The sequence below is a fragment of the Yoonia maricola genome, from assembly GCF_002797915.1.
In the GTDB taxonomy this organism is placed as follows: Bacteria; Pseudomonadota; Alphaproteobacteria; order Rhodobacterales; family Rhodobacteraceae; genus Yoonia; species Yoonia maricola.
This window is the reverse complement of record NZ_PGTY01000001.1, coordinates 1,548,973-1,570,006: the sequence shown is the minus strand read 5'-3', so window position 1 is coordinate 1,570,006 and position 21,034 is coordinate 1,548,973. Positions and strand designations below refer to the sequence as shown.

Genomic DNA, 21,034 nt, shown 5'->3' with positions numbered 1-21,034 from the left:
CACGGTCGGTCGAATACAATGGGATTCCGTCCGTAGCCCGAATGGAGTCGCTTGGGAGACGCGCCTGATGGGTGCTTATAAGATAGGGTACGATATGCGTTTGAATAGCATCGCGACATCACTTTGGACGACAGCGGGTCTGGTGATGGCAGGGTCTGCCGCAACGGCACAGCAGATTAATCAGGAACTCGAAATCGTCGGACGTCCTGTTGACCGTGGTACAGGCTTTCAGCCATCCGCGACGGAACTGGCGCGCGATGTGGTTGATCTCGATAATATGCTTTTGATCATTATCACCCTGATCACGCTCTTTGTGACGGCGCTTCTGGCCTGGGTCGCGATCCGCTACAATCGTACCAGAAACCCGGAGCCGGCGACGTTTACGCATAATTCACCGCTCGAGGTGGCCTGGACAGTGGTCCCTGTTGTTATCTTGGTATTTATCGGCGCGTTTTCATTGCCGGTTTTGTTTAAGCAACAAGAGATCCCTGAGGCGGATATCACCATCAAGGTCACGGGTTACCAGTGGTACTGGGGTTACGAGTATGTTGACCACGGTGTCGAATTTGAAAGCTACATGTTGGCGCGTGATGAGCTGGAAGAGAACGGCTATAGTCAGGAAGAATACCTGCTGGCGACGGATACGGCTGTCATCGTGCCGATTGGTGCGACAGTTGTAATGCAGGTGACCGCGGCGGATGTGATCCATTCGTGGACGATCCCGGCTTTTGGTGTGAAGCAAGATGCAGTGCCTGGTCGTCTGGCGGAACTGTGGTTCGCAGCCGAGCGGGAAGGCATCTATTTTGGCCAGTGTTCAGAGCTTTGCGGCAAAGATCACGCCTATATGCCGATCACGGTCAAGGTCGTGAGCCAAGCGACGTATGACGCTTGGTTGGCTGAGGCAACCGGTACATCCTAAGGGTATGGTGGGTCTTGTCCCACCGATTTTTCAAGGTTCGTTATGAGCGACATCAGCGTATCAGATCATAGCTACGAAGCGAACATGGGCGATTATTTTGCCCTGTTGAAACCACGTGTGATGTCGCTGGTCGTGTTTACGGCTCTTGTTGGATTGCTGGTCTCGCCCGTACCTGTCCACCCTTTTATCGGCTTCGTCGCAATCCTATGTATCGCCGTTGGCGCCGGCGCTTCTGGTGCGCTGAATATGTGGTGGGATGCCGATATCGATGCGCGCATGAAACGGACCGCCGGGCGCCCAATCCCTTCGGGCCGGGTCGCTCCGGGTGAGGCGCTGGGCATTGGCATGGCGCTTTCTGGTTTTGCCATTGTCCTGCTGGCCTTGGCAACGAACTTCCTCGCTGCCTTCCTTCTGACCTTTACGATCTTCTTTTATGCCGTTGTCTATTCGATGTGGCTCAAGCGGGCGACGCCGCAGAACATTGTCATCGGCGGTGCCGCAGGTGCCTTTCCGCCAATGATCGGTTGGGCTGTCGCGACAGGCGGTGTGAGCATCGAAAGCGTGCTGATGTTTGCGCTGATCTTTATGTGGACACCTCCGCATTTTTGGGCCCTGGCTCTCTTTGTAAAGTCTGACTACGGCAACGCTGGTGTGCCCATGCTGACGGAAACGCACGGGCGCGATGCGACACGCAAACATGTTATCGTTTACACGCTGTTGCTGGTCCCGGTGGCTATCGGGCTTGGCTTTACCTCGATTGGTGGCCCTGTTTATCTGGCCGTCGCGGTTTGGATGAACGCATGGTTCCTCAAAGGTGCCTACGACATCTGGCGTCGTACAGATGCGGACTGCGAAGCCGATAAGCATAGGGTTGAAATTAAGGTCTTTAAAGTCTCGCTTTACTATCTGTTTTCCCACTTTGGCGCACTGTTGATTGAGGCTGCATTGCGGCTTTATGGCATCGGAGGCTGGTCATGACGCTCCGGGTCGAGCACGAATTGCATGAGCGCCGTAAGGGGCGCAATTACGGGCTTGGGCTGATCCTCGCAGGCTTTATCGCCATTGTTTTCGGCCTTACTGTTGTGAAGGTGCTGCAACTTGGGGACACGGCCGAGTTTGAACGGTTTGATCACGTGGCCCGTCCACAGATCATCCCAGAAGAGGGGGCAGGCGAATGAAACTTTTTCCGAACCTTCAAGGGCCACAGCGGACCGTGGCGCAAACCGTCTCGGTCGTGATCCTGATGGGGGGGCTCGCTTGGGCGTCGGTGCCGTTCTATGACTGGTTCTGCCGGGTCACGGGCTTCGGCGGTGCGACAAACATTGCAGAAGCCGGCAGTGATGTGGTTCTCGATCAAACGATCAAAGTGCGCTTTGATGCCTCGCTAGACCGCGACATGCCATGGACGTTCAAACCCGAAGTGCGCGAGATGGAAATTCGCATCGGCGAGACGGGCCTTGCGTTTTATGAAGCGCACAACCCGCTGGATGTGCCCATCGCAGGGCAGGCCGCCTATAACGTGACCCCCTATGAGGCCGGAGCATTCTTCGACAAAATCGCTTGTTTCTGCTTTACCGAACAAGTGCTGATGCCCGGTGAAACTGTGATGATGCCGGTTAGCTTCTTTGTCGATCCTGCCATCGTGGACGACCGCGAAGGGCAGTATGTGCACACGATCACGCTCAGCTACACTTTCTATGAAATTGACTTGCCCGAGGAGGAAATCCAAGCCTCTTACGCGCCGCAAGCTTTGACACCGGCGAAACAAGACGCCATACCAAATTAAGACGATCAGCCTACAGGGAACGCACCACATGGCGCATGCAAAGAACCACGATTATCACATTCTGCCACCATCGATCTGGCCGCTGTTGGGCAGCGCTGGCGCGTTTACCATGCTCTTCGGGGCGACACTTTGGATGCACGGCTCTGGCCCATACATCTTCCTGATGGGTTTCGCCGCCGTGCTTTACGTCATGTTTGCTTGGTGGGCCGACGTGGTGGCCGAAAGCAACGTGGGTGATCATACGCCGGTTGTGCGGATCGGCCTGCGTTACGGCTTTATCATGTTCATCATGTCTGAGGTGATGTTCTTTGCTGCATGGTTTTGGTCGTTCTTTAAACACACGATCTATCCGATGAGCGAATATGCGGGCACATCCTATGTTGAGCCCACCTTCTATCAGGTTGACGCCTTCCACCTGCCGCTGATCAACACACTTGTGTTGCTTTGCTCCGGCATGGCGGTCACATGGGCACACCACGCGCTGGTACATGAAAATAACCGCAAAGACCTTGAGCATGGCCTGTTGCTGGCTGTCGTGCTGGGTATCTTGTTTACCGGCCTACAGGCTTATGAATACTGGTATCTGCTGGTAGAGCAGGACTGGACTTTTGGCGGCGATAAGTTCTTCTCGAACTTCTTTATGGCGACGGGTTTCCACGGCTTCCACGTGATCATCGGTACGATTTTCCTCTTTGTTTGCTACATGCGGGCGCGTGCAGGGCACTTTACTCCGGAAAAGCACGTTGGGTTTGAGGCCGCTGCTTGGTACTGGCACTTTGTTGATGTGGTCTGGTTGTTTTTGTTCTTCGCCGTCTACATCTGGGGCATCTAAGCGCCGTTCATGTAAGGTGGGTCTTCACCCACCATCCAGAATAACAAACGCGCGAGGGTCATCTCGCGCGTTTTGACCGTCAAGGGCGCAAAATGCTGCGTAAAATCCTCTTTCCACTGATCCTTGGTGTCGCAGGGTGCGGCGTGTTGATCAGCCTTGGCCTGTGGCAGGTTGAGCGGCTGGCCTGGAAAGAGGGCGTTCTTGCCGAAATAAACGATCGCCTCGCATCCCCGCCACGCGCTCTCACGCTTTCTGTCACCGAAGAAGCGGATGAGTATTCCCGCGTTTCGCTGATCGGAACGCCGACCGGTGATGAATTGCATGTGCTGGTTTCAGGCACCGAGGCGGGCACCGGTTACCGCGTCATATCGAAGATCGAAACCGATCTAGGGGCGATCTTGGTTGATCAAGGTTTGCTTGCACTCGACAACAAAGAAGCGGCCCCGTTGCGTGCTGAGATGAACATCACCGGCACACTTCTGTGGCCAGACGACCAAAACACCAGTACGCCGGACCCGGACCTTAACGCGAATATCTGGTTCGCCCGCAATATTGAAACCATGTCGCAGACCCTTGATACTTTTCCGCTTCTGGTCGTTGTGACGCAAACGTCTCCGTCAGACCCGCGGTTGACGCCCCTGCCTGTGAACACAGCGACCATTAAGAATGACCATTTCGAATATGCTGTTACATGGTTTCTGTTGGCCGTTGTGTGGGCGGTAATGAGTCTGTACCTGATACTACGGACGACACGCCAAAAGGATGGCCAAGACTGATGCGTTATATCTCGACTCGTGGCACAGCGCCCACGTTGAGCTTCGAAGAAGCAATGCTGACAGGGCTGGCCCGCGACGGCGGTCTTTATGTCCCGCAAGAGGTGCCGACGCTGACACCTGCCCAGATTGTGTCGATGGCAGGCAAGTCATATGAAGAGGTGGCCTTTGATGTTATGCGCCCTTTTATTGGCGATACGTTTACGGATGACGCATTTCGCGATTTGATCGCCAAGGCCTACGCCGGTTTCGGCCACGCCGCCCGCGCGCCTTTGGTGCAGCTCGACAGCAATCACTACCTGCTTGAGTTGTTCCACGGCCCCACGCTCGCGTTCAAAGACTTCGCCATGCAGCTGATTGGTCAAATGTTCCAAGCCGCGCTGACACGGTCAGGCGACCGGGTGACCATCGTTGGTGCCACATCCGGCGACACAGGTTCTGCCGCGATTGAGGCGTTTCGTGGGCTGAAGGCCGTCGACGTCTTCATTATGTATCCGCATGGACGGGTCTCCGAAGTGCAGCGCCGTCAGATGACGACGCCGACGGAAAGCAACGTGCATGCGCTGGCCGTTGATGGCGACTTCGACGACTGCCAAGCGGCGGTCAAAGATATGTTCAACGATTTTGCCTTCCGCGAGCAGGTGAAACTGGCCGGTGTAAACTCCATCAATTGGGGCCGCGTGCTGGCGCAGGTCGTGTATTACTTTACTGCCGCCGTCTCATTGGGTGCGCCGCACCGCGAAGTCAGCTTCACCGTGCCGACGGGCAACTTTGGCGATATCTTCGCAGGCTACATCGCCAAGAAGATGGGCCTGCCTATCGCGGACCTTGTTGTTGCAACGAACCGCAACGACATCCTGCATCGCACGCTGCAAACGGGGGCCTATACCAAAGAAGGCGTCGAGCCGACCATCAGCCCTTCAATGGATATTCAAATCAGCTCCAACTTCGAACGCGCGCTTTTCGACGCTTACGGGCGCGATGGGGCTGCGGTGGCCGGGCAGATGGAAGACCTCAAGCAAGGTGGCTTTCAGATCAGTCAAGGCGCTTACCAGATGCTGAAAGATATCTTCAAATCGGGCCGTGCCTCGGAAGAAGAGACGCAGGCCGCCATCAAGACCTACCTCGCCAACCACGGCGAACTCCTCTGCCCGCACACAGCAGTCGGCGTCCATGTTGCCGAACCGCACCTTGGCACCACGCCCATGGTCACACTCGCCACAGCCCACCCGGCCAAGTTCCCAGATGCGGTGAAAGCAGCCTCCGGCGTTGCTGCACCCCTTCCCCCGCGGATGGCGGACCTGTATGACCGACCAGAGCGCGTCACACGCGTAAGCAACGATCTGACCGCGATCCAAACGGTCATCAAGGAGCGCATATAGAATTGACCATCCAACTGCACACGCTCTCGAACGGCTTTCGTATCGTTACTGAGGATATGCCGGGGTTGAAGTCAGCCTCTATCGGCATCTGGGTCCAAGCCGGTGGCCGTCACGAGCGGATCGAACAGAACGGCATTGCGCATTTCCTTGAACATATGGCTTTTAAGGGGACCAAGACGCGCAGCGCCCTGCAGATTGCTGAGAGCATTGAAGACGTCGGTGGCTATATCAATGCCTACACCAGCCGCGAGATGACAGCATACTACGCGCGTGTCTTGGAAGACGACGTTGAGCTTGGTCTCGACGTTATCTCCGACATCCTGCTAAATCCGGTCTTCGACCCGTCCGAGATTGAGGTTGAGCGCGGTGTGATCCTGCAAGAGATCGGACAAGCGCTCGACACCCCCGACGACATCATCTTCGATTGGTTGCAAGAGGTGGCTTATCCAGATCAAGCATTGGGTCGCACGATCCTCGGCCCATCCGAACGAGTTAGCAGTTTTAGCCGTGATGATCTGCAAGGGTTTGTTGGTGAACATTACGGGCCCAACCAGATGATCCTGTCTGCGGCAGGCGCCATTGATCACAATGCGATTGTTGCACAAGCCGAAGCGCTCTTTGGCCATCTGCCAGCGGTCGAGCGGGCACCCGACCTGATGCAACCGGCCGCCTTCGGTGGTGGTGAGCGGCGTGAAAACAAGTCACTCGAACAGGTGCATTTCGCTTTGGCCCTTGAAGGGCCGACATATCTGGATCCGGCAATCTACACCGCGCAAATCTATGCCAACGCCATGGGTGGCGGCATGTCATCGCGGCTGTTCCAAGAAGTGCGCGAGAACCGTGGATTATGCTATACTATTTTTGCGCAGGCCGGCGCCTATGAGGACACGGGCCTCACTACGATCTACGCAGGTACAAGTGCCGAGCAGATCGGTGAATTGGCTAATATCACAATAGACGAGATGAAGCGCGCGGCCGACGACATGAGTGCTGCCGAAGTAGCCCGCGCGCGGGCGCAAATGAAAGCGGGCCTGCTGATGGGGCTCGAAAGTCCATCGAACCGGGCCGAACGGCTCGCCCGGCTGCTGTCAATCTGGGGCCGTATCCCCAGTATCGACGAAACAATTGCCCATATAGATGATGTGACGACAGGCGATGTGAAAGACTTTGCTGGGCAGATGGCCGGGCAGGCGGGCACCGCATTGGCGCTTTATGGGCCTGCCGACGCAGCCCCATCACTCGACGCATTGAAAGCACGGTTGGCTGCTTGATGCTGGGGACCAAGAAAAAGGTCCGCATAGAGACTGAACGGCTGACGCTGCGCCCCCCGATCCACAGTGACTTTCGCGCGTGGTCCGGGCTGCGACGTGATAGCGAGGATTTCCTCAAACCGTGGGAGCCGACTTGGGCATCTGATCACCTGTCGCGTAAGGCGTTTACGAACCGGGTCTATTGGGCGCAGCGATCTATTTCGAACGGCACAGCGATGCCGCTCTTTCTGGTGCGGCGCGAAGATAACGGGCTCCTTGGGGCGATCACGCTGGACCACATCAAGCGCGGACCTTCGCAATCAGGGATTACCGGCTATTGGATCGGCGAACCCTTTGCGCGGCAAGGCTATATGCGTGAAGCTATCCAAGCCGTCGTGCATCACGCTTTCACCGCGCTGGATCTGAGCCGGATAGAGGCGGGATGTTTGCCAGAAAATAATGCCTCGCGCCGGTTGTTAGAACAATGCGGGTACAAATACGAAGGCGTCGCGCAAAGCTATCTGCAAATCAATGGGCGTTGGCGCAATCACGTTCTTTACGCCAACCTGCGCAACGACCGCCGCGGCAAAACCGACGTCGGCTAACGGCATGACCCGGTGTGCTGCCTTTTAGCGTAAGACGGTGGCCTTTCTGAGGCTCAACAAGGGGCCTCGTAATGAAATACTGGTCCTGCCGGAATGTCACGGCATCGTCATGAACCTGCGCTATGCGGGATAAAACGCTCATTCGCTGGGGCCGTACGAATGAACGGTTCCACGCAATGCCAAGTACCCTTCTTGCCGGTGCACTATTGCGCACAGGTATGCAAAGACAGATGCTGCCGCCATGGCTGCGGAAATCGATTTCTCTATCAAAGCGCTGACGGACACAGCGCGACGGCACATTCGGGTGTTTCAGATACACCAGTTTCTTGACCGATTTGCCATGGGGCTAACCGTGGCCGTTGTTGCACTCGCGTTAACGGATCGCGGCATGGACCTCTTCCAGATATCGCTTCTCTTTGGGGTCTACTCGCTCACAACCATGACGATGGAACTGCCGTTTGGTGGCTTGGCCGACAACATTGGCCGCAAACCGGTTTTTCTTATAGCGGTGGTGGCCAGCTTAGTTTCCTTGGCGCTTTTTCTATCATCGAACGACTTTGGCATCTTGGCTCTTTCATTTGCCTTCATCGGGTTTGGACGTGCCTTGCGGTCAGGTACGCTTGACGCGTGGTTTGTCGAGACGTTCAGAGCCGCTGCGCCAAATGTGGATGTCCAACCCGCTCTCGCGAAAGCGCAATGGGCCAATGCCATGGGTCTCGCTGTTGGAGCGATTTTGGGTGGTCTTTTGCCAGATGCATTCGGTTTGATATCTCTAAAGTATGGACTGAGCATCTATGATGTTTCCTATGCAGCAAGCTTTGTCGTGATGGTCGGCGTGTTGATTTACACCATGTTCGCCATCGCCGAAGAACCACGCCCTCTAAATGCCAGTACGCTGAAACAAGGGTTCGCCAATGTCCCATCGGTGATCGCCGAGGCGGGTTTACTTGCGTTGAAACATCCCACACTTTCAATGCTTTTGGCGGCTTTAGCGTTATTCCTGATGGCGACCAATCCGGTTGAAGTGATCTGGCCAACATATGCAAAGCCCATGTTGGATGAGAACTACGCCAATACGGCCATTGGTGCCCTGACGGCGGGTTACTTTTTCTCAATCGCTTTTGGTGCGTCGCTGTCTGCCCATGTCAGTCGCTTATTCAAGCGTCGCCACGCTGTCACACTTGCAGCACTTTTTGCATGTCTCGCGGCTGTTCAGGTCGCATTGGCAATGCAGGGTGATATCGTCGGGTTTGTTGGCGTTTTCCTTGTGTATTCCGTCATTCTTGGTGCAAGCGAGACGCCTGCAAGTAGCATCCTGCATAGCTGCGTGGAAGATCGCCAGCGATCTACGATGTTGTCGCTACGATCCCTCATACAGCAACTGGGGGCCGCGTTGGGTCTGGTCTTGGCAGGCGCCTTAGCCGAGATTTACTCCACGCCTATCGCGTGGATAGCCGGTGCACTATTTCTGTTCATAGCGATGGCGCTGAGTTTGGTATTGGCCAAACGACTGGTCGCTGGAGCCGAATAGCTGACATGCCTACGTTGTGCAGCAATCGGTACTTTGGGCTCTTCCGACATCTTTGCTCCATTATACGTGAACGTCTGCTTTTGCTGTTTTGGGTCGGTTGGTGACTTGAAAGCTCACGCCTTTCGGCTATTCAACATCAAGCTTGCCTTATTGGTCGCGCAAGTGTCGTGTGGCTGAATGAAGCTGACCGGTCCCTTCCTGTTTATTCTTGCCACGCTGCTGATCGATGCGATTGGTATCGGGATCGTGTTCCCGATCATGCCTGATCTGATGGACCGTGTGGGTGCAGGCAGCACGGCGGAAGGCGCGTTCTGGGGTGGCATCATGATGTCGGCCTATGCGGCGGCTATGTTCGTCTTTGGGCCAATTGTCGGCAGCCTGTCAGATGCCTATGGGCGTCGGCCAGTCCTGATTGCAGCCTTGGCGACGTTGACGATTGACTACGTCATTATGGCATTGGCCCAAACCTACTGGGTGCTGCTGGTCGGGCGGGTGGTTGCTGGGATGGCAGGGGCGACCTATATCACCGCGACCGCCTATATTGCTGACATTGCTAAACCGGAAGAGCGCGGGGCCGCTTTTGGTATGATTGGCGCAGCCTTCGGGATTGGTTTTGTGTTAGGGCCTGCCGTGGGCGGGCTCGCCTCTGGTTGGCACATCACGGCCCCATTCTGGATTGCGGCGGCTCTATCAGCCCTGAACGTAGCCTTTGGTGTCTTCATCCTGCCCGAGTCTCTGAAAGCCGAAAATCGACGTCCCTTCGGGAAGCGTGACCTTAATCCCTTTGGCACGATCAAACGGGCGTTCCTGATCCCTGGCCTTGCCATTCCATTGATCTGTATCTTTGTGTTTGAGTTCGCAAATATGGTCTACCCGACGCTTTGGGCCTTTTGGGGACGTGAAGTTTTTGGCTGGGATGGGTTCACTATTGGGCTGTCCCTGTCGGCCTATGGCGTTTTGATCGCGGTTGTGCAGGCAGGTGTCTTGCCACAGATGACAAAGCGCTTTGGCGATTTTAGAACACTGGTCTTGGCGACAGCTGCAGCCGTGATTGGCATGATCGGGTTTGGGTTCGCGGGTGCCGTCTGGGCTGTTGTTGTCTTTCTACCCATCGCCGCCCTTTCAGACATGGCCCCGCCTTTGATGACCGCCTTTGCTGCCAATTGCGCAGAAGAAGACCAGCAAGGTCTTGTCCAGGGTGTGATTGCTTCGCTTTCATCTATCGCTGCAGTCGCCGCCCCTTTGGCCTTAACCGGTGTGTTTGAGCATTTCGTGAACACAGACGGCATTTACCTGCCCGGCGCACCCTATCTGTTGGGAGCGATCCTGATCCTTACTATCGTCCCGCTGATTTTGCGGCTTAGGGGCAGTGGCTGAGCTTTATGGAGAACGACCAGAGGATGACAGGACGCCAGCATCACGCTATCCAGCAACACATCTAAAGAGGCGCACATCGCATGACACTTCCACAAACACCTTCATTTCGACTGGATGGTAAACGCGCTTTGGTTGCCGGTGGTTCGTCTGGCATAGGGCTGGCCTGCGCGGTTGCACTGGCCGAAGCCGGGGCCGAGGTCACTGTTGCTGCACGGACGGCAGGCAAGCTTGATACCGTTGTACAGGATATGCGCGCCGCGGGGTTTGGTGCCGATGCGGTGGCAATGGATGTTCGCGATGTTTCGGGGACCGAGGCGACAGTTGCCCGGCACGGTCCGTTTGATGTATTGGTCAATTCCGTTGGGACCGCGATCCACTCACCTGCTGTGGATACTGGGGAAGTGGATTTTGATACCGTCAGCGACATCAATTTCAAGGGGGCTTATTTCCTGACCCGTGCTGTTGCCAAAGGGCTGCTTGCCGCAGGCAAGCCTGGCAGCCTGATCAACATCACCAGCCAGATGGCGCATGTGGGTGGCCCAGAGCGGGGCGTCTATTGTGGTACAAAATTCGCGGTGGAAGGGTTTACCAAAGCGATGGCGATTGAATGGGGCAAGCAGGGCATCCGGGTCAACACGATCTGCCCGACTTTCATCCGCACGCCACTAAGCGAGCCGACATTCAACAACCCCGACAAGGTGACGTGGATCATGGACAAGATCAAATTGGGCCGGGTCGGCGAAGTCAATGACGTGATGGGGCCTGTTGTCTATCTCGCTTCTGACGCATCCGCACTGATGACGGGGACACATCTGATGATTGATGGCGGCTGGACAGCGGACTGACAGGGCACGCGGCTGCTTTTTGGATAAGGATACGGACGTATAATCAAATCCGGTTGGACACCAGCGCGGTTTGGGCCATGTATCGGGATAGCCGCAAAGGGAACCAAATGCTCAACCCCGTAACGCCAGACTTCGAGAAATTGCTGCGTGGCTTGCTGCCCGCGGCGGCATTCAAGGACGACAGCACGCCCTATCTGTCCGAACCGCGCGGGCGTTGGGCTGGGCAGGGGCTGGTTGTGGCACCAGTATCAACGGATGAGGTCGCCAGCGTTGTGCGTGCTTGTGCCGAAGCGCGCATTGGTATCGTACCTTACAGCGGTGGCACGGGGCTGGTCGGCGGGCAATTGCAACAAAAGGGACCGGTGCCTGTGGTCCTGTCATTGGAGCGTATGAACCGCATCAGGCAGGTCTACCCGTCCGAAAACGTGCTGGTCTGTGACGCGGGTGTTATTCTTGCAGATGTGCAGAAAGCAGCATCGGATATCGGGCGGCTGTTCCCGCTGTCGCTTGCGTCAGAAGGATCGGCGCGCATCGGTGGGCTGCTGTCAACAAACGCAGGTGGGGTCAATGTGCTGCGCTATGGCAATGCCCGCGCGCAGTGTCTGGGGCTGGAGGTTGTTCGCCCTGATGGCACGATCTGGCATGGGCTGACGCGGCTGCGCAAAGACAACACAGGCTATGATCTGCGCAACCTGATGATTGGGGCGGAAGGGACACTGGGGATCATAACAGGGGCCGCCCTAAAGCTTGCACCGTGTCCGGCGGGCCTTGGGGCTGCGATGATGGCGGTTGCTTCACCCGCTGCGGCGCTTGCGTTGCTTGCCATGGCAGGTGAACAAATTGGCGAAGGTGTTTCGGCCTTTGAGATCATACACCGCCAAGGCTTTGATTTTTTGTCAGAGGTGGGCCCTGAGATCAAACAGCCCTTTGATGAGGTCCCTGAATGGTCGGTTCTGATCGACGTCGGGCTGCCTGCCGGATTAAGCCCGGAAGAGGTGCTTGAAGCGCTTTTTGCAACCGCGTTTGAAGCGGGTCTAGTGACCGATGGGGTGATTGCGCAAAATCATGCGCAGCGTGACGCATTCTGGCATATTCGCGAAAGCATCCCCGAAGCGAACCGGCGGATTGGGTCGGTCAGTTCGCATGATATTTCAATCCCGCTCAGTGCGATCCCCACATTTATCGACCGTGGTAAGCAAGCCTTGGCAGAGGTTGGCGCGTTCCGGATCAATTGCTTTGGGCATCTGGGCGACGGCAACCTGCATTACAATGTCTTCCCGATGCCGGGCAAAGCCCGTGCCGATTATGAGGCGGAGCGGCCTGAGGTGAAGCGCGTGGTGCATGATCTGGTTCATAGCGTGGATGGGTCGGTGAGTGCGGAACACGGGATTGGACGCTTGAAGGTGAAGGATCTGGAAAAATATAGCGACCCAGCCAAACTTGCGATGTTGCGTGCGATCAAAGATGCGCTGGACCCGAAGGGCATTATGAACCCCGGTGCGGTGTTGCGAGGGCAGATGCCTCCGGCGGAAGTTTGATTGGACGAAGAAAGACTTAGTCGCCTTCGAATTGGCAAAGGGCGTGTACGTTCATACCCAAGCCTTCCAGTTTTTTACGTCCGCCGATATCCGGCAGATCGATAACAAAGGCGCACCCGATGACTTCGGCCCCCATCCGTTCGATCAGTTTGATCCCCGCTTCTGCGGTGCCGCCTGTGGCAAGCAGGTCATCAACCAGCAGGACCTTTTCGCCCGGTTGTAGCGCGTCGTCATGAACCTCCATCGTGGCGGTCCCGTATTCCAGCGTATAATCCTGCTCAATCGTTTTACCAGGCAGTTTGCCTTTTTTGCGGATAGGTACAAACCCCAGTGATAGCTGGTGGGCGATGGCGCCGCCAAGAATGAAGCCGCGTGCCTCTAGCCCTACCACCTTGTCTATGGGTTGCCCCGCGTAGGGATGCAGCAATTGGTCGATAGCAATTCGGAACCCACGGGGGTCGCTAAAGAGCGTGGTCACATCGCGGAACATGATCCCTTCATGCGGGAAGTTGGGGATCGTGCGGATGTAGTCTTGGACGGTTTTCATCAAGGGAACTTTCTAAAGGACACGGCCAGCGATGGCGTCAAGTTTTGCGACCAAAGCAGGGTCGCGTTTGTCGGGGGCTGTCATAACGGCATATTCCAGCGCCCGGTCACAGCCATGCGGACACGGCGCGCGGTCAGGGCCTAAGAGGGCGGGCAGGCGGCTAACCAAATCTTGCGCCTTGGTGCCATTGCCTTGCAGCGTTTTGATCACGTCGCTGACGTCAACGGCCCCGTGGTCGGGGTGCCAGCTGTCATAGTCGGTGACCATCGCGATCGAGGCGTAGCAAATCTCGGCCTCGCGAGCGAGTTTGGCTTCGGGCATGTTCGTCATGCCGATTATATCGCAGCCCCAGTCGCGGTAGAGCTTGCTTTCGGCCATGGATGAAAACTGTGGCCCCTCCATCGCAAGGTAGGTGCCGCCGCGATGGATATTGATACCTGCATCTCGTCCGGCGGTTTCGCAAGCATCGGACAGCCGTGCGCAGGTGGGGTGGGCGATGCTGACATGGGCCACACAGCCTGTCCCGAAGAAGGATTTTTCGCGTGCAAAGGTGCGGTCAATGAATTGATCAACAATAACAAAATCACCCGGGGCCATTTTTTCGCGGAACGACCCGCAGGCGCTGACGCTGATGATATCAGTCACCCCAATACGTTTCAGTGCATCAATGTTGGCCCGGTAAGGCACCGTCGTGGGGGAATGCACATGCCCGCGTCCGTGGCGTGGCAAAAAGGCCATCTCAACCCCGTTCAATTGTCCGGTCAGGATGTCGTCCGAAGGCGTGCCCCACGCGCTGCGTGATGTCACCCAAGCAGCGTTTTCAAGCCCGTCCATCTGGTAGATACCCGAGCCACCAATAATTCCGATTTTTGTTTGCATGGTTCGCCTTGTCGTCTGTCCCGACAACACATTGAAACGGATTGCCGGGAAATGGAACCCATGTGCACAGTGCCATCGCGGCAACAAGATAAATTCACGCGCGGTTGAGGGGTGACAAGGTGCCTTTGCTCCTTTAGGGGGCAAACACCAATTCCCCTTTTGACAGGATGTTTCATGGCCCGCGCCCTTTTAACGCGTTTCGCTGATAGTCTTTCCCTTACTGATCCTGATGCCCCACTGACGCCGGGGCAATGGCGGGTCGAAATTCTATCTGGCTTGACCGTGGCTCTGGCGCTGGTTCCCGAAGCCGTGGCTTTTGCTTTTGTCGCGGGGGTTGAACCACTGGTGGGCCTTTATGCGGCCTTCATCGTTGGTTTGATCACAGCGGTCTTTGGTGGGCGTCCGGGGATGATTTCAGGTGCTACCGGTGCGCTGGCTGTCGTAATGGTCAGTCTTGTTGCGGCGCATGGGGTAGAATACCTCTTTGCGACGGTCGTGCTGATGGGGCTGATCCAGATATTTGTTGGCATCATGCGCTGGGGGAAGTTTATCCGCCTTGTGCCGCACCCGGTGATGCTGGGCTTTGTGAATGGTCTGGCGATTGTAATTTTTCTGGCCCAATTGGGGCAGTTTCAAGTGCCGGGGTCTGCTGAAGGTGGCGGGCACGGCATGGCAAACGGCGAATGGTTGCATGGTGCGCCGCTCTATCTGATGCTGGCCCTTGTGGCGCTGACGATGGCGATCATTTGGGTGATGCCCAAGATCACCAATGCAGTGCCCGCCCCCTTGGCGGGTATCGGGATTGTGGCGGCGCTTGTCATCGGTTTTGGCCTTGATGTGCCATTGGTGGGTGATCTGGCCAGCATCGAAGGTGGCTTGCCGCCGCTCCATATCCCGATGGTGCCGCTGACGTGGGACACGTTTGAGATCATCTTACCATACGCTTTGATTTTGGCGGCGATTGGTTTGATCGAAAGTCTGCTGACCCTCAACCTTGTGGGTGAGATGACGGGCAAACGTGGTGGCGCCAGTCAGGAATGTTTGGCCCAAGGTGCGGCCAATACCGTGACCGGCTTCTTCGGTGGCATGGGCGGTTGTGCGATGATTGGTCAGTCGATGATCAACGTCAAATCCGGTGGGCGGACGCGGGTTGCAGGAATTGCAGCAGCATTGTTTCTTCTTGCTTTCATCCTCTTTGCCAGCAGTCTGATTGAGCAAATCCCTCTCGCCGCTTTGGTTGGGGTTATGTTCATGGTTGTCATTGGGACATTCGCTTGGAACTCTTTGCGCATCCTGCGCAAAGTTCCGCGGACCGATGCGTTTGTGACGATCCTTGTAACCATCGTAACTGTTGCGACCGATTTGGCGACGGCTGTTGTTGTGGGTGTCATTGTCTCGGCCCTTGCCTACGCATGGAGCAACGCCACGCGTATCCACGCCATCAAGCGTGAAAGCCGCACCGAGGAAGGTGCGCAGGTTTATGAAATCCAAGGCCCGCTCTTTTTTGGCTCGGCTGATGGGTTCATGGAAATCTTTGACGTGGCGGCCGATCCTGACATCGTTATCGTTGATTTTGCCAACAGCCGGGTGGCCGACCAATCCGCGCTGCAAGCGATCGAGGCCTTGGCCCAAAAGTACATCGCGGCAGGCAAGCAGATCCAGCTGCGCCATCTGAGCCGCGATTGTCATCAGTTGTTGTCAAAGGCGGGCCATCTGATGGTGGATAGCGATGATGATCCCGACTATGAACTGGCGGTGGATTACAGCGTTAAGACGGGTATCATTGGCGGGCATTAATCATCGGGGCGTTGCAGGCTGAACACCTCGCGTACGACTGAATAATCGCGGTAGCCCAACCGGGTCAGTGGTTCAAAGCGGGTCACGTCAAACTTGCCATCGACCAGGCAGTTATCGCGCAGATGCACCCCCGTCACTTCGCCGAAGACAGTGAAATTGGCCTCTCCCGGTAATTGCAGGATCTGCGTTAGCTTGCATTCCAGCGTTGCCGGGGCATCAGCGACACGCGGACAGTTGATTGTCTCACATTCTGCTTTTGTTATGCCAGCCAGTGCAAATTCATCCTTTTCACGTCCCCATGCGCCAGAGGTTTGGTTCATCACGTCGCGCGCGGCATATTCCACGATGTTGACCGCAAAGACGTCTGTATCGCGGATATTGGCGACTGAATCCTTGGTCCCTTCGCGATCAGGCTTGGTGCTGGTTGACGCGAACATCACCTGTGGTGGCACATAGGCGACTGCGTTGAAGAAGGAATAGGGCGCGAGGTTATCGCGCCCATCCGCGCCCCGTGTCGATATCCAGCCGATGGGCCGCGGAGTAACAACCGCATTGAATGGGTTATGGGGCAGGCCATGGCCATTTTTGGGTTCATAGAACATCGCGGTGTCTTTTCCTTTGTGCACCCTAGGGTTAGCTTGGTGCGCAAACCTTGGCCAGATGAAAGACACGATGCGGCAGACGGCACTGACATTGGCCATTGAAACCCCTGATGACTGGTGGGAGGTCGAGGCGCTTTATGACCTGTGCTTTGCACCCGGACGATCTGCGCTGTCGTCTTATCGCCTGCGTGAAGGGGTGACTCCGATTGGGCCGCTTTGTCTCACGGCGCGGGATACCGATGGGATCTTGGCCGGCGCCGTGCGCAATTGGCCGGTTCGGGTCGATGGTGAGCAAGCCGTACTGCTTGGCCCCATCGCTGTGCACCCAACACGGCAGGGCGAAGGTGTTGCAGCGCTCTTGATGCAGCGTTGTCTGGCCGATGCGCGCAATCTAGGTTGGTCGCGGTTGATGCTTGTGGGTGATGCACTTTACTACCGTCGCTTTGGTTTCGAACGTCTGGCGGATGTGACAATGCCGCCGCCGACAAACCCTGATCGTGTTCTTGGTGTCGCCCTTGAGCAGGGGGCGTGGTTGGGGGTGAGTGGGGCGGTCACATCGATACGCGATTGAAATCACTGTATCTGCACCCCATCTCAAGGGGATGAAAGATCAAGACACAGCGATGAAAGAGATCAATCCGGCTGATCCGCCCAAGCCACTGAGCGATGCGGCAAAAGCCGAGATTGCTGAACTGGCGATGCGCCAGCGCAAGGCCAATGGTGTCTTGATGTCAGCGATTAACTTTGTCGGCGGGCAGGTTGAGGATGGATTGAAGCTGTTGCCTGTAGCGGCCCGCGATCAAATCGATGATCTGGCGCGAGCCGCATTGCGTCAAAGTTTCGACGTGGCAAGCAAATCTCGCACGGGGCGCGGTGGGTCCATCGGGTCGGACCGCGTGCATAAGATCCTCGGCACGCTTTCTGGCGCGCTGGGTGGGTTTGGAGGCTTGCCGACAGCTTTGGCTGAATTGCCGGTTGCGACCACGGTAATTTTCCGCGCCGTGCATCATGTTGCTGTCGAACATGGTGAAGACCCCGATGCAGAAGAAACCAAGATTGAATGCCTTGCGGTTTTTGGCGCAGGCGGGCCGGGTACGGAAGATGACGGCGTTGATACGGCTTTCATAGGTGCACGGCTGAGCATTTCGGGTGCTGCGGTGAACGGGTTGATTAGCAAGGTCGCCCCGCGCTTTGCAGCGGTTCTTTCGCAAAAGCTGGCCACGCAAGCCGTGCCGATCTTGGGTGCCGCTGCAGGGGCCGGGACGAACTATGCTTTCGTGGATTACTATGTCGCAATGGCGCATGTACATTTTGGTCTGCGCCGTCTCGCGCGCATTTATGGCGATCAAGCCGTGACGGATCATTTCCATGCGGTTCTGGCAGCCGGCAAGTTGCCTCAGACCTGATAGACCAGCCAATCGGCCACGGCGCGGCGCACGGATTGATCGCCATTATTCATCGCATCATCCATGACCTTGCGCACTTCGTTCAGATCGACGCGGCGCAGCAGATGCTTGACCGGCCCAACCGAGGCCGGGCGCATCGACAGGCTGCGCAGCCCGAGGGCTGCAAAGCAAAGCGCCTCAACCGGACGCCCGGCATCTTCGCCACAAAATGACAGCGGTGTGCCTGTCGCCTCGCACCGCAGGATGACATTGCGAATGAAGGCCAAGAAGCTGCTGTCGAGCGTGTCATAACGCTTGCGCACCCGCTCATTTTCGCGGTCTGCCGCAAAGAAGAACTGTTTCAGATCATTGCCACCGATCGAGATGAAGTCGACTTCTTTAAAGAACGCATCGGGGGCATAGGCGAGCGATGGTGTTTCCAGCATCGCACCGACCTCTAGTTTGGACGGCAACGCATGCCCCAGCTTGGTTTCACGCGCCATGGCTTTGTCCATTTCCGTGCGGGCTGCGCGGAATTCGCTGATCTGGGTAATGAAGGGAAACATGACCGCCAGCGGCTTTCCGTTAGCGGCACGTAACAAGGCTTGCAGCTGCATGCGCAAGACACCCGGTTTATCAAGGCCCACACGGATCGCACGCCAGCCCATCGCGGGGTTGGGCTCATCGTTGGGTTTCATGTAGGTCAGCACTTTGTCTGACCCGATATCAAGCGTGCGGAAGGCGACGCGCTTGCCCCCGGCCGCATTCAGGACGCGGGAATAGAGCGCCGAAAGTTCGGCCCTCCGGGGCATCTGGTTACGGATCAGGAATTGCAGTTCGGTACGGAAGAGGCCGACACCCTCGGCCCCTGATCCTTCGAGTGAGGGCAGATCAGCAAGCAGACCGGCATTCATTTGCAAGGAAATGATCTGACCGCATTTGGTTTCCGCAGGCAAATCACGGATCGAAGCATAGCGTTTCTGCGCGCGTGTTTGCATCTCGATTTTGTCACGGAAGGCGGCTTGCACGGTTTCATCTGGGCGCAAGTGGGCAATGCCTTGTTCACCATCGACCAGAATTGGGTCACCATTCAGGGCCTCGCGGGTTACACCTTTGGCGTTGATGATCAGTGGGATCGCCCAAGCGCGCGCCACAATCGCCGCATGGCTCCCGACAGAGCCTTCCTCCAACACAATCCCTTTGATCTTTTTACCGTATTCCAGCAACTCGCCGGGCCCAATGTTACGGGCCACAAGGATCGGGTTGTCTGGCATATCAGCGCGCGCATCGGCACCCTGTCCGGTCAAAAGACGCAATAGCTTGTTGGACAGATCATCAAGGTCATGTAAACGCTCGCGCAAATAAGCATCGGTTGCCTTAGCCATCCGCGCGCGTGCAAGCGACTGTTCCTTTTCCACCGCGGCCTCGGCAGACAGACCGTTTTGGATGTCCTCTTGCATGCGTTTGAGCCAACTGCTGGAATTTGCAAACATGCGGTAAGCCTCGAGCACTTGTTTTTGGTCACTGTCCGCCGTGTTCGCGCCAATCAGCATATCGTCGACGCCAGCGCGCAGTTGTTCGATCGCGTCATGCAGGCGTGCACTTTCCGTTTCGGGATCGTCCGAGATAGGGTTTGTGACGACCACACGCGGTTCATGCAGGTAAACCAAACCTTCAGTCGCGCCCTCTTGCGCGATAGACCCGCGCAGCATGACAGGCCGCTGATGTCGGGCCGAAAGGGCGGCGCCTTCGCCTACAAACGCACCCAGTTCTGTCATCTCGGCTATGACCATTGCGACGATTTCAAGCGCGTAGACTTCATCGGTGGTGTATTCGCGGGCGTCTTTTGACTGCACGACCAGTACGCCCAACACATCGCCCAAACGCTGGATCGGGACGCCGCAGAAGGACGAGAACCGCTCTTCGCCGGTTTCGGGCATGTAGCGGAACCCTTTGGATGCGGGGGCATCGGCAGTGTTGATGACGGTGCGGCTTTTGGCAGTGCGGCCCACAAGGCCCTCGCCCAGTCGCATGCGGGTCTGGTGAACCGCCTCTGCCTGCAAACCTTTGGTGGCGCAAAGCTCCAGCGTTTCGCTATCACGGAACAGGTAGATTGAGCAGACCTCGGTGCCCATCGAATCTGCAATCAGATCGACAACAGCGTTCAGACGCTCCTGACCTTCATTGTCAGTCGCAAGCGCTTCGCGCAGCCGCCCCAGCAGTTTGCGGCTTTCTGTTTCTAGCCGTTCTGGCATGGGTCCTCCGACATTCTATTGCGCTGCCGCAAACCGTTGGATGTAACTGTCACAAACCGTAATGGTCCTGCCATTGCGTGACCAGCCTGCACTGCCGTCGCACGCGCGGATCGATAGTGTGATACGTGAGTGCCAGTCGAATTGCTGCAAAAGGCCTTCTGCGATTGCCATGACTTCGCTGTCGGCGAGAAAAACAGCTATATCGCTATCGTCAAAGTCCAGTCCCACCTCGGTGACCGGTGCTGTGCTTGGCATCATCAAAGGTGCGAGGGTGCGGCGCCAGCTTCGAAAAACCTCAGGCGCGCTGTCTGCACAGGCTGTGGCCAAATCGCCATCCAATCCGAACTGCGCTGCAAGTGCTGCGTGCCGGTCAGGGGCATACCCATACGTCATGCAAACCGCCCGTGCGCCGCGTTTGACATCATCGTTGTACTCTGAAAACAAGGATGCCTCGGTTTGATCAGCGGCGAGGAATGTGGCGTAATCCGTTATGATGACCTCAGCGCGGTCGGGAAGCATTGTGTTGATCAAAACCGTTGCAAAATCGTCAGCGAGTGCTTCCTCTGGCCCAAGAATTGGCAGATCGAACTCACGGATAAGCGCATGGCCTATTTCATGCGCGATTACATGCAGAAGTACGTTTTCGGCATGCGTTGGTACGTCAGGATCGGCATGAAGCGGTGAAGCAGCGGCAAGGCCGGCAGCGGCAATTTTGGCGAAACCCATTTTCA

21 protein-coding genes are annotated in these 21,034 nt (G+C 56.6%); 16 read left to right on the top strand and 5 right to left on the bottom strand.

The features are described from left to right. Positions 1–94 precede the first annotated feature (94 nt). From coxB to BC777_RS07875, 13 genes are all read left to right on the top strand, one after another. Complete coding sequence (gene coxB / locus BC777_RS07935; RefSeq protein WP_100368055.1) at positions 95–919, top strand: cytochrome c oxidase subunit II; 825 nt, start codon at positions 95–97, stop codon at positions 917–919. Between the two features lie 42 nt (positions 920–961). Then, positions 962–1,897 carry a heme o synthase gene (gene cyoE, locus BC777_RS07930; protein ID WP_100367543.1) on the top strand — a complete coding sequence of 312 codons (936 nt, stop codon included), beginning with the start codon at positions 962–964 and terminating at the stop codon, positions 1,895–1,897. Then, positions 1,894–2,097, top strand: a complete 204-nt coding sequence (locus tag BC777_RS07925) for a cytochrome c oxidase system small membrane protein (protein WP_100367542.1) — start codon at positions 1,894–1,896, stop codon at positions 2,095–2,097. Before cyoE ends, BC777_RS07925 begins: the two co-directional genes overlap by 4 nt. After that, a complete protein-coding gene (locus BC777_RS07920; RefSeq protein ID WP_100367541.1) occupies positions 2,094–2,705 on the top strand; it encodes a cytochrome c oxidase assembly protein in 612 nt (203 codons plus the stop codon). The genes BC777_RS07925 and BC777_RS07920 overlap by 4 nt, the downstream gene beginning before the upstream one ends. Positions 2,706–2,733: 28 nt before the next feature. Continuing rightward, positions 2,734–3,537, top strand: coding sequence for a cytochrome c oxidase subunit 3 (locus tag BC777_RS07915; protein WP_100367540.1), 804 nt, complete (start codon positions 2,734–2,736; stop codon positions 3,535–3,537). A 92-nt stretch (positions 3,538–3,629) separates the two neighbouring features. Then, complete coding sequence (locus tag BC777_RS07910; protein ID WP_100367539.1) at positions 3,630–4,313, top strand: SURF1 family protein; 684 nt, start codon at positions 3,630–3,632, stop codon at positions 4,311–4,313. Then, a complete protein-coding gene (thrC, locus tag BC777_RS07905; RefSeq protein WP_100367538.1) occupies positions 4,313–5,692 on the top strand; it encodes a threonine synthase in 1,380 nt (459 codons plus the stop codon). The genes BC777_RS07910 and thrC overlap by 1 nt, the downstream gene beginning before the upstream one ends. A 2-nt stretch (positions 5,693–5,694) precedes the next feature. Beyond that, positions 5,695–6,963, top strand: a complete 1,269-nt coding sequence (locus BC777_RS07900) for a M16 family metallopeptidase (RefSeq protein ID WP_100367537.1) — start codon at positions 5,695–5,697, stop codon at positions 6,961–6,963. Next, positions 6,963–7,547, top strand: coding sequence for a GNAT family N-acetyltransferase (locus BC777_RS07895; RefSeq protein ID WP_100367536.1), 585 nt, complete (start codon positions 6,963–6,965; stop codon positions 7,545–7,547). Before BC777_RS07900 ends, BC777_RS07895 begins: the two co-directional genes overlap by 1 nt. 241 nt (positions 7,548–7,788) lie before the next feature. Then, positions 7,789–9,078: an MFS transporter gene (locus tag BC777_RS07890; RefSeq protein ID WP_100367535.1), complete on the top strand. Its 1,290-nt coding sequence runs from the start codon at positions 7,789–7,791 to the stop codon at positions 9,076–9,078. Positions 9,079–9,255: 177 nt separating this feature from the next. Beyond that, complete coding sequence (locus BC777_RS07885) at positions 9,256–10,455, top strand: TCR/Tet family MFS transporter (RefSeq protein WP_100367534.1); 1,200 nt, start codon at positions 9,256–9,258, stop codon at positions 10,453–10,455. An 80-nt stretch (positions 10,456–10,535) separates the two neighbouring features. Further along, on the top strand, positions 10,536–11,300 hold the full coding sequence (locus BC777_RS07880; protein WP_100367533.1) for an SDR family NAD(P)-dependent oxidoreductase: 765 nt from the start codon (positions 10,536–10,538) through the stop codon (positions 11,298–11,300). A 107-nt stretch (positions 11,301–11,407) separates the two neighbouring features. Continuing rightward, entirely contained in the window at positions 11,408–12,838 is a 1,431-nt protein-coding gene (locus BC777_RS07875) for an FAD-binding oxidoreductase (RefSeq protein ID WP_100367532.1), read from the top strand. 16 nt (positions 12,839–12,854) lie between these two features. Here BC777_RS07875 and BC777_RS07870 read toward each other — a convergent pair whose 3' ends face one another. Both BC777_RS07870 and BC777_RS07865 read right to left on the bottom strand, forming a co-directional pair. Then, positions 12,855–13,385 carry an adenine phosphoribosyltransferase gene (locus BC777_RS07870; protein ID WP_100367531.1) on the bottom strand — a complete coding sequence of 177 codons (531 nt, stop codon included), beginning with the start codon at positions 13,383–13,385 and terminating at the stop codon, positions 12,855–12,857. Positions 13,386–13,397: 12 nt separating this feature from the next. After that, positions 13,398–14,264 carry an S-methyl-5'-thioadenosine phosphorylase gene (locus tag BC777_RS07865; RefSeq protein ID WP_100367530.1) on the bottom strand — a complete coding sequence of 289 codons (867 nt, stop codon included), beginning with the start codon at positions 14,262–14,264 and terminating at the stop codon, positions 13,398–13,400. Between the two features lie 174 nt (positions 14,265–14,438). Here BC777_RS07865 and BC777_RS07860 point away from each other — a divergent pair, with 174 nt between their 5' ends. Then, a complete protein-coding gene (locus BC777_RS07860) occupies positions 14,439–16,061 on the top strand; it encodes a SulP family inorganic anion transporter (protein ID WP_100367529.1) in 1,623 nt (540 codons plus the stop codon). On the opposite strand, the gene BC777_RS07855 is transcribed toward BC777_RS07860, so the two are convergent. Next, on the bottom strand, positions 16,058–16,663 hold the full coding sequence (locus BC777_RS07855; protein WP_100367528.1) for a flavin reductase family protein: 606 nt from the start codon (positions 16,661–16,663) through the stop codon (positions 16,058–16,060). The two genes, BC777_RS07860 and BC777_RS07855, sit on opposite strands and share 4 nt — an antisense overlap. A gap of 70 nt (positions 16,664–16,733) precedes the next feature. Here BC777_RS07855 and BC777_RS07850 point away from each other — a divergent pair, with 70 nt between their 5' ends. Both BC777_RS07850 and BC777_RS07845 read left to right on the top strand, forming a co-directional pair. After that, positions 16,734–17,234 carry a GNAT family N-acetyltransferase gene (locus tag BC777_RS07850; protein ID WP_100367527.1) on the top strand — a complete coding sequence of 167 codons (501 nt, stop codon included), beginning with the start codon at positions 16,734–16,736 and terminating at the stop codon, positions 17,232–17,234. Positions 17,235–17,265: 31 nt separating this feature from the next. After that, positions 17,266–18,069, top strand: a complete 804-nt coding sequence (locus tag BC777_RS07845; protein WP_100367526.1) for an EcsC family protein — start codon at positions 17,266–17,268, stop codon at positions 18,067–18,069. Here BC777_RS07845 and ptsP read toward each other — a convergent pair. Together ptsP and BC777_RS07835 are read right to left on the bottom strand one after the other, a co-directional pair. Continuing rightward, complete coding sequence (gene ptsP, locus BC777_RS07840) at positions 18,060–20,303, bottom strand: phosphoenolpyruvate--protein phosphotransferase (RefSeq protein WP_100367525.1); 2,244 nt, start codon at positions 20,301–20,303, stop codon at positions 18,060–18,062. The two genes, BC777_RS07845 and ptsP, sit on opposite strands and share 10 nt — an antisense overlap. Before the next feature lie 15 nt (positions 20,304–20,318). Next, the gene (locus BC777_RS07835; protein ID WP_168769106.1) at positions 20,319–21,029 is read right to left on the bottom strand and encodes a DUF4344 domain-containing metallopeptidase; all 711 of its coding nucleotides are present in this window, start codon (positions 21,027–21,029) and stop codon (positions 20,319–20,321) included. Positions 21,030–21,034: the final 5 nt, after the last annotated feature.

Bases quoted from the DNA above. Each gene is read 5' to 3' on its own strand.
- BC777_RS07925 (WP_100367542.1), top strand. From the start codon at position 1,894: ATGACGCTCCGGGTCGAGCACGAATTGCATGAGCGCCGTAAGGGGCGC.
- BC777_RS07920 (WP_100367541.1), top strand. From the start codon at position 2,094: ATGAAACTTTTTCCGAACCTTCAAGGGCCACAGCGGACCGTGGCGCAA.
- BC777_RS07845 (WP_100367526.1), top strand. From the start codon at position 17,266: ATGAAAGATCAAGACACAGCGATGAAAGAGATCAATCCGGCTGATCCG.
- BC777_RS07860 (WP_100367529.1), top strand. From the start codon at position 14,439: ATGGCCCGCGCCCTTTTAACGCGTTTCGCTGATAGTCTTTCCCTTACT.
- coxB (WP_100368055.1), top strand. From the start codon at position 95: ATGCGTTTGAATAGCATCGCGACATCACTTTGGACGACAGCGGGTCTG.
- BC777_RS07835 (WP_168769106.1), bottom strand. From the start codon at position 21,029: ATGGGTTTCGCCAAAATTGCCGCTGCCGGCCTTGCCGCTGCTTCACCG.
- BC777_RS07880 (WP_100367533.1), top strand. From the start codon at position 10,536: ATGACACTTCCACAAACACCTTCATTTCGACTGGATGGTAAACGCGCT.
- BC777_RS07915 (WP_100367540.1), top strand. From the start codon at position 2,734: ATGGCGCATGCAAAGAACCACGATTATCACATTCTGCCACCATCGATC.
- BC777_RS07910 (WP_100367539.1), top strand. From the start codon at position 3,630: ATGCTGCGTAAAATCCTCTTTCCACTGATCCTTGGTGTCGCAGGGTGC.
- BC777_RS07870 (WP_100367531.1), bottom strand. From the start codon at position 13,385: ATGAAAACCGTCCAAGACTACATCCGCACGATCCCCAACTTCCCGCAT.
- BC777_RS07865 (WP_100367530.1), bottom strand. From the start codon at position 14,264: ATGCAAACAAAAATCGGAATTATTGGTGGCTCGGGTATCTACCAGATG.
- BC777_RS07855 (WP_100367528.1), bottom strand. From the start codon at position 16,663: ATGTTCTATGAACCCAAAAATGGCCATGGCCTGCCCCATAACCCATTC.
- BC777_RS07890 (WP_100367535.1), top strand. From the start codon at position 7,789: ATGGCTGCGGAAATCGATTTCTCTATCAAAGCGCTGACGGACACAGCG.
- ptsP (WP_100367525.1), bottom strand. From the start codon at position 20,303: ATGCCAGAACGGCTAGAAACAGAAAGCCGCAAACTGCTGGGGCGGCTG.
- BC777_RS07875 (WP_100367532.1), top strand. From the start codon at position 11,408: ATGCTCAACCCCGTAACGCCAGACTTCGAGAAATTGCTGCGTGGCTTG.
- thrC (WP_100367538.1), top strand. From the start codon at position 4,313: ATGCGTTATATCTCGACTCGTGGCACAGCGCCCACGTTGAGCTTCGAA.
- BC777_RS07850 (WP_100367527.1), top strand. From the start codon at position 16,734: ATGCGGCAGACGGCACTGACATTGGCCATTGAAACCCCTGATGACTGG.
- BC777_RS07895 (WP_100367536.1), top strand. From the start codon at position 6,963: ATGCTGGGGACCAAGAAAAAGGTCCGCATAGAGACTGAACGGCTGACG.
- BC777_RS07885 (WP_100367534.1), top strand. From the start codon at position 9,256: ATGAAGCTGACCGGTCCCTTCCTGTTTATTCTTGCCACGCTGCTGATC.
- cyoE (WP_100367543.1), top strand. From the start codon at position 962: ATGAGCGACATCAGCGTATCAGATCATAGCTACGAAGCGAACATGGGC.